Source organism: Kibdelosporangium aridum, from assembly GCF_900176515.1.
Taxonomy (GTDB): Bacteria; Actinomycetota; Actinomycetes; order Mycobacteriales; family Pseudonocardiaceae; genus Kibdelosporangium; species Kibdelosporangium aridum.
The window spans coordinates 1,333,759-1,347,803 of sequence record NZ_FWXV01000001.1 but is presented as its reverse complement, the minus strand read 5'-3'; the positions used below and the strand labels follow the sequence as shown (position 1 = coordinate 1,347,803).

13 protein-coding genes are annotated in these 14,045 nt (G+C 66.9%); 12 read left to right on the top strand and 1 reads right to left on the bottom strand.

All coding sequences use genetic code 11. The features are described 5' to 3' along the window. Positions 1-40 precede the first annotated feature (40 nt). The 8 genes from ligA (at position 41) to B9C43_RS05620 (ending at position 9,179) form a co-directional block, all read left to right on the top strand. Positions 41-2,026 carry an NAD-dependent DNA ligase LigA gene (gene ligA, locus B9C43_RS05655; protein WP_084424951.1) on the top strand — a complete coding sequence of 662 codons (1,986 nt, stop codon included), beginning with the start codon at positions 41-43 and terminating at the stop codon, positions 2,024-2,026. A 220-nt stretch (positions 2,027-2,246) separates the two neighbouring features. Then, on the top strand, positions 2,247-3,914 hold the full coding sequence (locus B9C43_RS05650; protein ID WP_084424950.1) for a non-ribosomal peptide synthetase: 1,668 nt from the start codon (positions 2,247-2,249) through the stop codon (positions 3,912-3,914). Then, a complete protein-coding gene (locus B9C43_RS05645; RefSeq protein ID WP_084424949.1) occupies positions 3,911-4,753 on the top strand; it encodes a 3-hydroxyacyl-CoA dehydrogenase family protein in 843 nt (280 codons plus the stop codon). Before B9C43_RS05650 ends, B9C43_RS05645 begins: the two co-directional genes overlap by 4 nt. Next, positions 4,750-5,001, top strand: a complete 252-nt coding sequence (locus B9C43_RS05640; protein ID WP_200825429.1) for an acyl carrier protein — start codon at positions 4,750-4,752, stop codon at positions 4,999-5,001. The genes B9C43_RS05645 and B9C43_RS05640 overlap by 4 nt, the downstream gene beginning before the upstream one ends. After that, a complete protein-coding gene (locus B9C43_RS05635; protein WP_084424947.1) occupies positions 4,994-6,088 on the top strand; it encodes an acyl-CoA dehydrogenase family protein in 1,095 nt (364 codons plus the stop codon). The genes B9C43_RS05640 and B9C43_RS05635 overlap by 8 nt, the downstream gene beginning before the upstream one ends. Further along, a complete protein-coding gene (locus B9C43_RS05630) occupies positions 6,085-7,047 on the top strand; it encodes a 3-oxoacyl-[acyl-carrier-protein] synthase III C-terminal domain-containing protein (RefSeq protein WP_084425604.1) in 963 nt (320 codons plus the stop codon). The genes B9C43_RS05635 and B9C43_RS05630 overlap by 4 nt, the downstream gene beginning before the upstream one ends. Beyond that, positions 7,047-8,135 carry an HAD-IIIC family phosphatase gene (locus B9C43_RS05625; RefSeq protein WP_084425603.1) on the top strand — a complete coding sequence of 363 codons (1,089 nt, stop codon included), beginning with the start codon at positions 7,047-7,049 and terminating at the stop codon, positions 8,133-8,135. Before B9C43_RS05630 ends, B9C43_RS05625 begins: the two co-directional genes overlap by 1 nt. 192 nt (positions 8,136-8,327) lie before the next feature. Next, positions 8,328-9,179, top strand: a complete 852-nt coding sequence (locus tag B9C43_RS05620; RefSeq protein WP_160096341.1) for a helix-turn-helix domain-containing protein — start codon at positions 8,328-8,330, stop codon at positions 9,177-9,179. Between the two features lie 100 nt (positions 9,180-9,279). Here B9C43_RS05620 and B9C43_RS05615 read toward each other — a convergent pair whose 3' ends face one another. After that, positions 9,280-9,798: a pyridoxamine 5'-phosphate oxidase family protein gene (locus tag B9C43_RS05615; protein WP_084425602.1), complete on the bottom strand. Its 519-nt coding sequence runs from the start codon at positions 9,796-9,798 to the stop codon at positions 9,280-9,282. 80 nt (positions 9,799-9,878) lie between these two features. On the opposite strand from B9C43_RS05615, the gene B9C43_RS05610 reads away from it, so the two are divergent. The 4 genes from B9C43_RS05610 to B9C43_RS05595 all read left to right on the top strand — a co-directional run bounded on the left by B9C43_RS05610 (position 9,879) and on the right by B9C43_RS05595 (position 14,042). Next, positions 9,879-10,550 (top strand): SDR family oxidoreductase, encoded by a 672-nt coding sequence (locus B9C43_RS05610; RefSeq protein ID WP_200825428.1) that lies wholly within the window; start codon positions 9,879-9,881, stop codon positions 10,548-10,550. Between the two features lie 46 nt (positions 10,551-10,596). Further along, a complete protein-coding gene (gene pip / locus B9C43_RS05605; protein WP_084424944.1) occupies positions 10,597-11,580 on the top strand; it encodes a prolyl aminopeptidase in 984 nt (327 codons plus the stop codon). A gap of 120 nt (positions 11,581-11,700) precedes the next feature. Next, positions 11,701-13,668: a DNA ligase D gene (gene ligD, locus B9C43_RS05600; protein ID WP_084424943.1), complete on the top strand. Its 1,968-nt coding sequence runs from the start codon at positions 11,701-11,703 to the stop codon at positions 13,666-13,668. A 104-nt stretch (positions 13,669-13,772) separates the two neighbouring features. Next, positions 13,773-14,042 (top strand): hypothetical protein, encoded by a 270-nt coding sequence (locus B9C43_RS05595; protein WP_084424942.1) that lies wholly within the window; start codon positions 13,773-13,775, stop codon positions 14,040-14,042. Positions 14,043-14,045: the final 3 nt, after the last annotated feature.

Below are 14,045 nucleotides of genomic sequence, written 5' to 3'. Positions count from 1 at the left end.
CGCCGAATATTGTCGGTGGGCACCGGTAGCGTTGTGCGCTGTGAACGCTGGGGAACGGATTCAGGAACTCGCCGACCGGGTGATGGTGCTGCGTGACGCGTACTACCGGGGTTCGCCCTTGGTGGCGGACGCCGAGTACGACGCGGTCGAGGACGAGCTGCGGACGTTGATCGACGCCAACCCGGAGTTGGCGCCTGATCCCAACCCGCTGGAGCAGGTGGGCGCGCCCGCGGTCCTGCACGCGCCGATCCGGCATTCGCGGCCCATGCTCTCGCTGGAGAAGGCGACCAAGCCTGAGCAGGTCGCGGCGTTCTTCGGTCGGTTCCCCGGCCAGCCGGTGGTGGTCATGCCGAAGCTGGACGGGCTGTCATTGGCACTCGTCTACCAAGACGGGCGGTTGGCCCGGGCTGTCACCCGCGGCGACGGCACGACGGGCGACGACGTGACGGTTCTGGTGCGGGCGCTGACCGACGGCGTGCCTGATCGGATTCCGGCGACGGGCCAGGTCGAGGTACGGGGCGAGGCCGTGATGCTGCGGTCCACGTTCGCCGCATACAACGTGGCGCACCCTGACCGGCCGCTGATCAATCCGCGCAACGCGGCGGCCGGGACCCTGCGCGCGAAGGACCCGGCGACCGTCGCCGAGAGACGCCTGCAGTTCTTCGCCTTCGACCTGTACACCTCCGCTGACTCGGGTGATCTTGCCGAAGGGCTGCGCACGCTCGGTTTCACCGCTGCCGACATGCGGCACTGCGACGACGCGGAGGCGGCACAAGCGGTGATCGAGGCAATCGAACAACAGCGCAACGACCTGGACTACGACCTCGACGGTGCCGTGTTGCGCCTGGCCAACCGTGCCGCCTTCGCGGCCGCAGGCACCCGGTCGAGTTCGCCCCGCGGCGCGCTGGCCTACAAGTTCGCCGCCGAGGAGAAGACCACGGTGCTGTCCGATGTCCTCTGGGACGTCGGCAAGACGGGCAAGATCGCCCCGGTCGCCCAGTTGGAGCCGGTGTTCGTCGGTGGGACCACGGTCACTCGCGCGACGCTGGCCAACCAGGAGGTCATCCGCGCCCGCGACATCAAGATCGGCGACACCGTGCTGGTGCGTCGCGCCGGTGACGTGATCCCGTTCGTCGCGGGCGTGCTCGATGCCTCGAAACGCACCGGCGCCGAGCGCGACATCGTGCCGCCCAGCGCGTGCCCGTCGTGCGAGCAGCCGTTGACCGAGCAGGGAAACAGCCGCGAACTGTTCTGCACCAACGTCGCCTGTCCCGCTCAGACCGTGCGGCGATTGGTGCACTGGGCCTCACGGGCCGCGGCCGACATCGAGGCGATCGGTCCGATGTGGATCGAACGGCTCGCCGAGGCGGGGCTGCTTGAGCATCCGTCGGACTTCTACCAGCTGACCAAGGAGACGCTGCTGGAGTTCGACCGGATCGGTGACGTCTCGGCCACGCGCATGATCGAATCCATCGACGCCAGCCGCCAGGTCGGGCTGCGCCGGGCGCTGATCGGGCTGGCGATCCCGATGGCCTCCGAGGGCACCGCCACCCGGCTGTGCCGCGCGGGCTTCGGCTCACTCGAGGAAGTCGCCGACGCGGGCGAGGAACGACTCGTCGCCGTGGACGACATCGGCCCCAAGGTCGCCGCCTCGCTGTCGGCGCACCTCGCCCGGTTGCGCCCCGAACTCGAACGGCTCCGGGAGCGCGGCGTCTCGCTGGACGTCCGCGAAGAAGACCTGCCGCCTGTCGTCGCGTCCGACGCGCCGCTGGCCGGCAAGTCAGTGGTGATCACCGGCGCGATCAGCGATCCCCGCTCCGGCGAGAAAGTCGCCCGCCCGACCTTCCAGCGACTGTGCGAGAAAGCGGGCGCGACCACCGCCTCCTCGGTCTCGGCGAGCACCGACATGCTCATCACCGGCGCCGACGTCGGCGCCAGCAAACTCACCAAGGCCGAGAAACTCGATGTCGAGGTCGTCGACCAAGGCGTGATCTGGCAGCAGTTGATCGCGGCGGGCATCGTCTAACCTGTCCACATCAGACGGTCGCAGCAACTCCCCTTGTGGCGAACTGTCCGACGGGCTGCCTTGTCGGGCAACCGATGACCTGTCCGGTGGTGTCCGCATTGCCGTACTGGCGGCGCGGAAGCTCTCCCCTGCCCTGATCAATACTCGGGCTGAGCACCAAAGGGGAGGAAATGGGCTTATCGCAGGAAGTTCTTGGCGTGCACACGCTGTCCGCCGCTGGGTGGACGAGCGGCCGGACGCGGCCGCGGTGAGCGATCCGGCTACCGGTGTCACGGTGTCCTACCGTGAACTTTGGGAACGCTCGGGATTGCTCGCCCGCGGACTCGCGGCACAGGGTGTGGGCCACGGCGACATCGTGGCCGTATCCCACAATCGTTCCCCCGAACTGGTCGTCGCGATGCTCGGCATCGTCCGCGCGGGTGCGGCGTACCTTCCTCTCGACGCGCACGCCCCGCCCGACCGGATCGCGGCAATGCTCGCCGAGGCAGAGGTCAGCGTCGTTGTCGGCCCAGAAGACGAGGTCACGGCGGACGACGGGCCTCCGCCGATCGTGTCCGTCGGTGGCGACGACCCGTGCTTCGTGTTGTACACGTCGGGTTCGACCGGAACGCCCAAAGGCGTGATCACCCCGCACCGCGCGGTGATCCGCCTGGTTACACGGTCGCATCACTGCGTTGTGGCGCCGGGTGACCGCGTCGCGAGCGTGTCCAACCCCGCGTTCGACGCGACAACAGTCGAGGTCTGGGGCGCGCTGGCAGCGGGCGGCACAGTCGTGATCATGCCGTCTGTCCTGGACCTGCCGATCGACGACTGGGTCTGTTTGGTCCGTCGGGAACGAATCGACACGCTGCTGATAACCACGTCGCTGTTCCACACCGTGGCGGCGGAGCGGCCCGACGCGTTCAGTTCGTTGGCCACCCTGGTGGTAGGCGGCGAGCATTTGGGCATCGGTGCTGTTCGGCGTGTGCTGGCGGCCGGACCGCCGCGCAGACTTGTCAACGGGTACGGGCCGACCGAGACCGCGACGCACGCCAGCTACTTCGACTGCACCGAAAGCAGTCTCACCGGCCTCGACCGTGTCCCGGTCGGCTTTCCCGTGCAGGACACGACTTTGTTCATCGTCGACGAGGACTTGCGGCCGCTTCCGCCCGGCCGGACAGGTGAACTGTGCGTCGGCGGGCCGGGAGTGGCGCTGGGCTACCTGAACCGTCCCGACCTCACCGCCGAACGGTTCGTGACCATGCCCGATGGTGCACGGTTGTACCGGACCGGTGACCTCGCCAGGCAATTGCCGTCGGGGGCCATCGATCTGGTCGGCCGGCGTGATCGCCAGGTCAAACTCCGTGGTTACCGGATCGAACTCGAGGAGATCGAGCGGACGGCCATGGCCACGAACCTGTGTACGGCGGTCTTCGTCGAGAAAGTGGGTGAAGGACCGACGGCCTACCTCGCCGGGTTCGTCCTCCCTGCGGCAGGCCACGGCATCGACACGTTGTCGGCCAAGCTCGCCGAACGGTTGCCCGGCTACATGATCCCGGCTCGCTGGGTGCTGTTGGACGAACTGCGGACCGGCCCCACCGGGAAGGCCGACCGATCACATTTGCTCACGTTGCTCGACCAATCAACACCGAGAGTCGCCTCCGTTCGCACCGGACCGATCGACGAGGCCGTGCAAGGGATCTGGCAGGACGTCCTGGATGTGCCGCACGTCGTACCGGACGACAATTTCCTTGACCTCGGCGGCAATTCCCTGACGGCCGTCCAGGTCGCGGCCCGGATCAGGCAGCGGCTGGACATCGCCGTCGAACCCGCCGAGATCCTGTTGGCCGACTCGCTCGCCGAGTTCACCCGGCGATTACCCGAACTCATCACCAAGGGGGACGCATGACGCTGGCTGTGCTGGGCGCGGGTGTGATGGGCACCGGTATCGCGACCCTCGCGATCGGCCACGGGCTGCCCGTGATCATGGTCGACCTGGACGAGCAGACCCTCGGCAAGGCACGCGGCCAAGTGCGCCAGCAACTCCGGCTGGCCACCCTGATGGGTTCGTTCCCGTCCGGGATCGCGACCGGTGAGCTGACGGTCACCACCGACATCGCCGACGTGGCATCCGTGACCGCGGTGATCGAGTCGATCACCGAACGCCCCGAGCTCAAGGCAACGGTCCTCGCCGATGTGTCCACAGTGGTCACGCAGGGCACATTGCTGGTGTCGAACACCTCGGCCATCCCGATCGACGAGATGGCCGATTCGGTGGCCAGGCCGGAGGAATTCCTCGGCATCCACTTCATGAACCCGCCGTACCTGATCAAGACGGTCGAGCTGATCCGTGGCCCGAGAACCGGTGACGCGGCCGTCGCCGCCGCGCGGTCACTTCTGTCTACTTTGAACACAAAGGTCGTTGTCGTCGGTGACGGCCCTGGTTTCGTCATCAACCGCGTTCTGCAACGGATGATCAACGAAGCCGCCCGGATCGTGCAGGACGGCATCGCCACACCCGAGGCGGTCGACGCGGTGTTCACCGGCTGTCTCGGGCATCGCACCGGCCCGCTGGGCACGGCCGACCTGATCGGGCTGGACAACGTCGTCGATTCGCTGAACGTGCTGCTGGATCGGACCGGCGACGAGGGCTACCGGCCGTGTGACCTGTTGGTGGCCAAGGTGAAAGCGGGCGAACACGGCCGGAAGTCCGGTACGGGATTCTTCGAGCACGGAGGTACGCGGTGAACACGCAGACGATCGAGGCCAACCTGGTGGAGTTCCTCCAGCAGCGCACCAAGAGCACGGTCGGCACGGACGTCGACCTCTTCGCCGCGGGGCTGGTGTCGTCGCTGTTCGCGCTGGAACTGGTGACTCACCTGGAAAGCACGTTCGGTGTCGAGGTCAGCGGCGATGAGCTGAACCTGGACAACTTCCGCACGGTCGACGCGATGGCGGCGCTGGTGACCCGGTTACGCGGAGGCAGCGATGATTGACCACGCCGAGATCACCGACCTGGTCGGCGATCAGGCTGACGCATGGGACCGCGCCGGTCGGTTGCCGCTTGACCTGGTCGGCAAGCTTGCCGCCGCAGGTGTGTTGTGTCCGCAGGTGCCCGCCGAATACGGCGGACCAGGCATGTCCAGCTTGGCGGCTGGTGAGTTGACCGCGCACGTCGGCGCATTGTGCTCATCCCTGCGCAGCCTGATGACCTCGCAGGGGATGGCGGCGTGGACCATTCGGCGGTTCGGCAGCACGGAGCAGCGAGCCGAATACCTGCCACAGTTGGTCTCCGGCCAACTGGCGGGGGTTGCGTTCAGCGAGCCTGAGGCGGGCAGCGATCTGTCCGCAATGGCGACCACCATCGAGCGCGAAGGCGATCACGTCGTCATCACCGGCGGCAAGGTGTGGGTCACCGGCGCCACGTATGCCGACCTCTTGATCGTGTTCGGACGGAATGGCCAGGGCGCGGCGGCGGTCGTGGTGCCGACAACGACAGCCGGTGTCACGGTGACGGCAGTGCCGGATCCAATGGGTTGCCGCGCGGCCGGGCACGCCAACGTACAACTCGACAGTGTCCGACTGCCCGCTGATCATCTGCTCAGCGGCGCGGGTCTCCCGCTGGAATGGCTCGTCACCTCGGCTTTGACCTACGGCAGGCTGTCGGTGGCATGGGGCTGCGTGGGAATCCTGCGTTCCTGTCTGACCGCCACGACCAAACACGCGAGAACACGCCACCAATTCGGCAAACCGCTCGCCGAGCACCAACTCGTTGGGCGCCACGTGGCTGAACTGCTGGTCGCCGAGCAGGCCGCAACACGCGTGTGTGAGCATGCGAGTCGTTGCTGGGACGATGGAAAACCCGAACTGGTCCCGGCCGCCGTGCTGGCAAAGCACCTCGCCGCAGGCAATGCGGCCAGGGGTGCAGCCGCAGCAGTTCAGGTCATGGCGTCGGCGGGCGCCCTCGACGGACACCCGGTCGCCAGAGCGTACCGGGACGCCAAACTGATGGAGATCATCGAAGGCAGCAACGAGATCAGCCAGATCCTGCTCGCTGAGCACGCCATGGCGGTGTGGGCATGAGCATCGGGATCGGCGCGATCCACTGTGTACTTCCCAACAAGACAGTCCCAGTAGCACAACTCCCCGAACTCGCCATGCTCGGCCCGGACGAGACAGAATTCGTTGCGGGCAGCGGCATCGACTCTGTCGGCGTGTTCGAGGACATGACCAGTGCCGATCTCGCGGCACGGGCGTGCCAGGATTTGCTGAGCATCCATCCGTCCGAACCGGACATGTTGCTGATGGTCGCTCCCCGCGCCCCTGACGTGCTGCTCGGCTCGGACGTCTGCCGGGTACAGGCGGACACCAAACTCGCCGGCTCTTTCGCGTTCACTGTGGACGGCCTTGGCTGCACGGGTTCGAGTGCCGCCTGGGCGCTGGCCAACGATCTCCTGCTGGCCCAACCGTCCAGACAGAGCGTTCTGATCGCGCATGGCAGCCGGCCAACCGGAGCGGATCGCGTGCGCTACCCAGTGACGGTGATCGGCGACGGCGGCTACGCGATGACAATGGTCCGCGATGGACGACCGGCCTTGGTAGCACATCGAATGGAGACAGACGGCACGTTCCACGATCTGTTCCAGGTGGACTACAAGCAGGCGCCTTGGTACGAGTGGCGCGAGGAATGCCAGTCACCGGACCGGTACCGCTTCGAACTGGCCATGCACAGCCGGACCAGGCTCAGCCGAATGGTCACGGAAGTCCTCGCCCACGCCGATGTCCGCAAGGACCAGGTCCGTACCGCGATCATGCAGAACGTCACCGCGTCGGCGTACTCCTTCTACGAGTCGCTGCTCGGCATCGCCATCCACCCGGTGTGCCGAACGCACCTTTCCCGGTACGGGCACCTCGGCGCGATGGACGTCGTGCTGAACCTGGCCCACCTGCTGCGTTCGGACGAGCTCGCGCCGGGTGACCACGTCCTGGTATTGAACAACAGTCCGGTCGCCGCCTGGGCGGTAAGCCTGTGGGAGATCTGATGAGCACCGTGAAATGCCTTGTCTGGGACCTGGACAACACGTTGTGGCGCGGAACCCTGCTCGAGGACGGCGGAGTACAGGTGCCTGACGAGATCCTCAGTGTGGTCACCGAACTGGACCGCCGGGGCATCCTGCAGTCGGTGGCCAGCCGAAATGACCACGACCACGCATGGGAACGGCTGGAGAAGCTCGGCATCGCGGAGTATTTCGTCCTGCCCCAGATCGGCTGGGGCCGCAAATCCGACTCGGTGCGTGCGATCGCCGACGAGCTTGGCTTCGCACAGCACACGATCGCCTTCATCGACGACCAGCCGACCGAGCGCGCCGAGGTCAACCACCACCTGCCGGAAGTCCGGTGCTATCCGGCCGAAGACGCCGCGAGCCTCACCGCACTGGCCGAGTTCACCCCGGCGACGATCACCGCGGACTCGCAGCACCGGCGTGCGATGTACCAGGCCGGTTTCCGGCGTGCAGCGGAACGCGCCACGTTCGTCGGCGCTGACGACGACTTCCTGCGCACACTCGACCTGCGCATGGGAATTCACCGTGCGACGGAAGAGGATCTGTCCAGGGTCGAGGAGCTGACGCTGCGCACGAGCCAGATGAACGCCACCGGCGTGCACTACTCCGACTCGGTGCTCCGCTCCTTGCTCACCGACCCGGGCCACGAAGTGCTCGTCACCACGTTGACCGACCGATTCGGCCCGCACGGCGCGGTGGGGATCGTACTGCTGGCCAAGCACCCTGCCACGTGGCACCTCAAACTGCTGGCCACATCGTGCCGCGTGGTGTCCTTCGGTGCGGGCACAGTGCTCCTGCGGTGGCTCACCGGCCAAGCGGCCACCGCAGGCGTGCACCTTGCCGCGGATTTCCGGCGCACAGAACGAAACCGGATGATGGAAGTCGCTTACCGGTTCGCCGGGTTCACCATGGACGACTGCGCGTGCGTCGCGCGGCTACCGGCCGATGATGGTATTCATACCCTGCACTTGGCGCCGACTCCGCAGGAGCCGCCGAACACCATGCGGGTACACGCTCCCGTTTTGTCCAGTGTGGACGGTTCGGTTGCCGAGTGGCGATCGGCCTGACCTCGTTCACGTCAGCTGGTCCCGGTTCGACGTCGGATCAAAGCCATCGGTCAACGGCTGCTTCATTCACACCTCTCCCCGTTGGGTTACCCGGTCACCGGAAAGACTCTGATCACCGGGCCCTTGTCGTATTGGAAAAACGCGAAAGACGCAGGGTGTGGCGGGTGCCGCGGGCGTGCCATGGTGGTGGCGATGAGTGTCGAGGTGCTGGCCGGGCTTCGCCGGTCGAACGTGATGCAATGGGAACCGGGCTGGTACCGACCGGCCGAATGGCTGAGCCCTTATGTCCTCGGCTATGTCATCGAGGACACGCCTTCAGGTCCGGACTTACGGATCCGCTGCATCCCTAACGGCGTCGTGGTGATGACCTTAGACCTCTTCAGTCCACCCAGGCGGTCGCTTGCCGGCGCGAACGCCGACGTCTCGCCGTCACCGGTCGTCGGTATGCACGGCGGGGTTTACGTGCTCGACACGGCAGGGTCCCGCCGCTCGGCATCGGCCCTGCTCACGCCGTGGGGCGCGCACACCTTGTTCGGTCTTGGCATGCACGAGCTGACCGATCACATCGTGTCCGTGACCGACCTCGTCGGCCAGGAAGGCAGGCAGCTCGCCGAGCGGCTCGCGGAGCAATCCAGTGTGCCCGCTCGCCTGGCCATGCTGGACGAGACACTGTCGCGGTGGTTCGACACACGCCGGGAACCCTCGTCCACAGTGGTGTGGGCGTGGCGTCGATTGGAACAGCGGGCCGGCAAGATCTCGATCGACGCGTTGGCCAGGGAAGTGGGCTGGAGCAGACGGCTGCTGCAGGCCCGGTTTCGTGACCAGATCGGCCTTTCCCCGAAGAAGGTGGCGCGGATACTGCGCTTCCACCGCGCCGCCACGGCGTTGATCACCGGTCAGCCACGGCTTTCCGAGCTGGCCGTCGAGTGCGGCTACTGGGACCAGGCGCACCTCAATCTGGAATTCCGGAACATGTGCGGCCACACACCGCTCGATTTCGTCCGCGCGGTGCGCGGCGGACGCGCGTATCCCCAACGGGAATGATGTCACTACTCGGACCGCGCCCCTCGAATCCCGTCGCGCGCCGCGGGCTTGACCGGCGCGCGATTGCGTACGGTCGTCAACTACATCGCCGCACACGCCATTAGTGGGCGAAGTCCCAGCGGGTGGCGCCGTGCGGCTCGGCACCTGCCACACCGAAAGCGGTGTGCAACGTGAGGCGGTACAGGTGCCAGGGCGGCGGGCCTGCGCTGGGCGCGGTGAACGGGGCCGTAAGCGCGTCGCCTTCCACGGAGGCGGGCCAACCTCCATCGCGGTACACCCCGGCCACACGCTCCAAAGTGGAGGAGTCGGTCACCCGGTGAGCGTCACCTTCAAGCACCAGGTCGAGGCCGGGCAAGCGGACGGAAATACTGCACGCCGGGTTGACCGCGAGGTTGCGCGACCGGCGCGTGCCCGGCCCACCGACGAAGTACAGCGCGTCATCCACCCAGATCGCGCCGACCCCTGCCGAGTGCGGCCGTCCGTCAGGACGCACGGTCGCCACGAAGAACGTGAGGTCGGCTGTCGGGCTGTCGCTGGCGAGGATGTCGCGCGCACGGCTCCACGGCAGCTCCGCGGACCCGTACTGGTCGAGGTTACGTGTCGAGACTGGCTCGTTCATGTTGTCTGTCATACCGACGCGTCGATCGAGACGACAGCACATCGACACACAGCGGAAAAAGTTTGCCTATGCTGCCCGACGTGACGCGGACAGCGGTGGTCACCGGCGCGACGGGTGGGATCGGCACAGCTATCGTGCGGGCACTGGCCGCGCGGGGCGACCGTGTGCTGGCCGTTGGCCGGTCAGCGGTGAAGCTGGCTGCGCTGGCATCGCCGCAGGTGGTTCCGGTGGTCCTCGACCTCACCGACCCGATCGAACTGCCGCGGCCGTTGACGGAGCTGGAACGTCTCGACGCGCTCGTGCACTGCGCAGGCATCGCGGAGGTCGCGTCGGTCGAGGAAAGCCCACCCACGCTGTGGCAGAACACCTTCGCTGTCAACGTCATGGCCCCAGCAGAGCTGACCAGGGGCATGTTGCCTGCCTTGCGGGCAGCCAACGGCAGTGTTGTGTTCATCAACATCGCCGACGGTATGCACGCGGTTGCGAATTGGTCGGCCTATGTCGCAAGCAAAGCAGCCCTGAAGGAGTTCGCCGGTTCTTTGCGCGCCGAGGAGCGCCTTCGGGTCACGAGCATCTATCCATCTGGTGTGGACACTGAGCTGTTGCAGGAGGTCAGGGCCAAGTTCGGGCGTCCCTACGACCCTGACGCATGCGTGCGTCCCGAAACGCTCGCGTCGCTCGTGATCACCGCGCTGGACTGCCCAGCCGACGCGCAGGTGACCGAACTGACGGTCCGGCCTGCTCCGGCCTGAAGGCAGGCCTTTCTGGCGTCAGGCACCGGTGCGCGATCATGCCTGTATGGCGAGTACATCCGACGACAGGGGTTATCCATATCCATCGAACGAGCCATACGAGTCAGGCATGTTGGAGGTCGGCGACGGCCATTCGCTGTATTGGGAGGTGTCGGGCAACCCCGACGGCAAGCCGGCCGTCGCGCTGCACGGCGGTCCGGGCTCAGGGAGTTCTCCACGACTGCGAAGCCTGTTCGACCCGAACCGCTACCGCGTGGTCCTGTTCGACCAGCGCAACTCCGGGCGCAGCACCCCTTCGGCGACCGACCCGGTCGTCGACCTGTCGGCGAACACCACGCAGCACCTCATCGCCGACATCGAGGCGCTACGGGTCCACGTGGGAATCGAACGCTGGCTGGTGCAGGGTGGTTCGTGGGGCGTCACACTCGCTCTCGCCTACGCGCAGGCATATCCGGAGCGGGTGACCGAAATGGTGCTCGCGGCCGTGACCGACGGCGACCGGCGCGACACTGACTGGATCACTCGTGACATGGGCCGCGTTTTCCCGCGCGAGTGGGAACGGTTCCGCGACGGCGTACCCTCCGCCGAACGCGACGGCGACCTGTCAGCCGCCTACAGCCGGCTGCTCCACGATCCCGACCCCGAGGTGCGGGCCAAGGCCGCACGCGGGTGGTGCGAGTGGGAGGACACGCACATGTCGCTGGCCCCCGACGCCGCACCGTCCTTGTCGGTCGCCGACCCGGCATTTCAACTGGCCTTCGCCCGCCTCGTGACCCACTACTGGTCTCACGGCTGCTTTCTGGAAGAGGGGCAGCTGCTGCGTGACATCGAGCGGCTCCACGGGATTCCCGCCGTGTTGATCCACGGGCGTTACGACGTCAGCGGTCCACTCGGCACAGCCTGGGCACTGCACCGGGCCTGGCCCGGAAGCGAGCTCGTGGTTCTCGACGACACCGGTCACGGCGGCGGCAGCATGACCTCGGCGATCATCGCCGCCACCGACCGCTTCGCCCGGGATCAGGGCGAGTAGTCGTTGCGGCCTGTGGGTCGGCCACATCGATCCGGGTCGTGTTCGGCGCGTTTTCCCAGCTAGCAAGGTTGGGCCAGTCGAGTTACGGTCATCGGGACGATCCAGGCAAGGGTGGCTGCGATGGCAGGTTCAGCTCGCGATGACGCGGACGTGCCTGCGTGGGTCGAGCCGATGTTGGCCAAGCCGGACCGTGGTCGTATGCCGAGCGGTCCGAATTGGGCCTATGAGTACAAGCTCGACGGCTACCGCGCCGCCATGCGCATCGCTGCCGACGGCACCACCATTCTCACCAGTCGTAACGGCATCGACTTCACCGAGGAGTTCCCCACTCTGCTCGGCGTGCTCGATCTGGACGGGCAGGCCGCCGTGCTCGACGGCGAGATCGTGGTCTACAACCAGGCCGGACGGGTCGACTTCGGGCTGATGCAGGAGCGTCGTGGCCGCTACCGCAAGCACCAAACCGCTGGGCGGCTTGACGAGTTCGACGACTTGCCCGTCCGGTATCTGGTGTTCGACCTGCTGCAACTCGGTGATCAGCGCTTGCTTGACCTGTCCTACGACCAGCGCCGCGCGCAGCTCACCAAGCTCCCGATGCCCGATCCGCATCGCATCTCGGTCGTCCCGTCGATCACGTTCGACGAGCTGGCCGCGGACCGGCTCACCCCACAGCAGCTGCTCAACCGCGTGGCCACCGAGGGCCAAGAAGGACTGATCGCCAAACACCGCACCGCGCCCTACACGCCCGGCCGCCGGACGGACGCCTGGCTCAAACACGCTCTCACCCACACGCAGGAAGTCATCGTCTGCGGGTGGCGGCCAGGCCAGCGCGGCTTCGACAACACCCTCGGCGGCCTGATGCTCGGCGGGTACGACCCCAGCAGCGGCGACCTGGTCTACCTCGGCGACGTCGGCACCGGCTTCTCGCAGCGCGAACGCGCCGAGCTGAAAGCCCAGCTCCAGCCGATCGAACGGCGGACCCACCCGTTCGCCACCACCCCGCCGCGCGAGGACGTCGTGCGCGCGAGGTGGGTCGAGCCCATGCTGGTCGGCGAGGTCGAGTACCGCCAGTTCACCCACGGTGACGGCCGGCTGCGGCACACCAGCTGGCGTGGCCTGCGCCACGACAAATCCCCCGACGAGGTCATCGCCCCGCGCGCCACGTCCCGCGACCCCGACCCGCCACAGCAGCAACGGGTGACCGTCCGAGTCGGCGACAAGCAACTGCGTCTATCCAATCTGGACAAGCCGCTGTACCCGTCCGGGTTCACCAAAGCCCACGTGATCAGCTACTACACGCAGGTCGCGCCGGTGCTGCTGCCCCACCTCGCCAACCGGCCGGTCACCTTCATCCGCTTCCCCGACGGCGTCGACGGGGAACGGTTCTTCGAGAAGAACGTCGCCCGCGGCGCGCCCTCGTGGCTGCGTACGGTCTCATTGCCGAGCAGTGGGTCCCGTGGCAGCGGCGACACCATCAACTATCCCCTGATCGACGATCTGCCGTCGCTGGTGTGGGCCGCCAACCTGGCCGCACTCGAACTGCACACCCCACAGTGGACAGTCGGCCCGGACGGCAGCCGCGGTTCACCCGACCGGCTGGTCTTCGACCTCGATCCCGGCGAGGGCACCACCATCGTCGACTGCGCGCGGGTCGCCCTGCGGCTGCACGACCTGCTGGTTGCCGACGGACTCACGCCGTTGGCGACGACCTCCGGCTCCAAGGGAATGCAGCTCTACGCGGGCATTCACACCACGAACGCGAAAGCCCCGGCCGCGTACGCCAAAACACTCGCCGAACGCCTCGCGCGGGAAACTCCGGACCTGGTCACCGCCAAGATGACCAAAGCACTGCGGACAAACCGGGTTTTCATCGACTGGAGCCAGAACAACCCGGCCAAGACCACGATCAGCCCGTACTCCCTGCGCGGCCGCGCGCAGCCCACTGTTGCCACGCCCATCACCTGGGACGAGGTCCGCGACTGCGGGGCGCCGGAAGACCTCACGTTCGCCACGGACACGGTCCTCGAACGTGTCGGCCTGCTCGGCGACCTCTTCACCGAACTGACCGCCACCCGGGCCGCTCTGCCATGACTGTTCTGACCTGAATGTGGCGACACGCCGACCGGCCTGCGCAACGTCGGCGACACACCGAAAGGCCTAGAACGCATGTTCGACAGGGGCTACGATCCTTCCCCATGACGACACCTTTGACCAGCAACAACATCCCATCGCACGGTCCAGCTCGCTATCGCGCCACCGCCCACGGTCTGCAAGTCGTCATACCCAATCGCTGCCCCAGCGGCAGGCATGTGCTGACCAGCGAGACGTGCCGCATTTACGAGACCGTCGACACCCTGCACATCACGTGCCCGTCGTGCGCGAACGACCCGAAGGTGGAAAGTACGTGGTCGTTGACGACTCACGGCCGCACCGCGCAGTCCGCGGTTTTCGAGAACCTTCCATGACCA

Coding starts and splice junctions, on each gene's coding strand:
- B9C43_RS05645 (WP_084424949.1), top strand. CDS start 3,911: ATGACGCTGGCTGTGCTGGGCGCGGGTGTGATGGGCACCGGTATCGCG.
- B9C43_RS05635 (WP_084424947.1), top strand. CDS start 4,994: ATGATTGACCACGCCGAGATCACCGACCTGGTCGGCGATCAGGCTGAC.
- B9C43_RS05630 (WP_084425604.1), top strand. CDS start 6,085: ATGAGCATCGGGATCGGCGCGATCCACTGTGTACTTCCCAACAAGACA.
- B9C43_RS05625 (WP_084425603.1), top strand. CDS start 7,047: ATGAGCACCGTGAAATGCCTTGTCTGGGACCTGGACAACACGTTGTGG.
- B9C43_RS05620 (WP_160096341.1), top strand. CDS start 8,328: ATGAGTGTCGAGGTGCTGGCCGGGCTTCGCCGGTCGAACGTGATGCAA.
- B9C43_RS05615 (WP_084425602.1), bottom strand. CDS start 9,798: ATGAACGAGCCAGTCTCGACACGTAACCTCGACCAGTACGGGTCCGCG.
- pip (WP_084424944.1), top strand. CDS start 10,597: ATGGCGAGTACATCCGACGACAGGGGTTATCCATATCCATCGAACGAG.
- ligD (WP_084424943.1), top strand. CDS start 11,701: ATGGCAGGTTCAGCTCGCGATGACGCGGACGTGCCTGCGTGGGTCGAG.
- B9C43_RS05595 (WP_084424942.1), top strand. CDS start 13,773: ATGACGACACCTTTGACCAGCAACAACATCCCATCGCACGGTCCAGCT.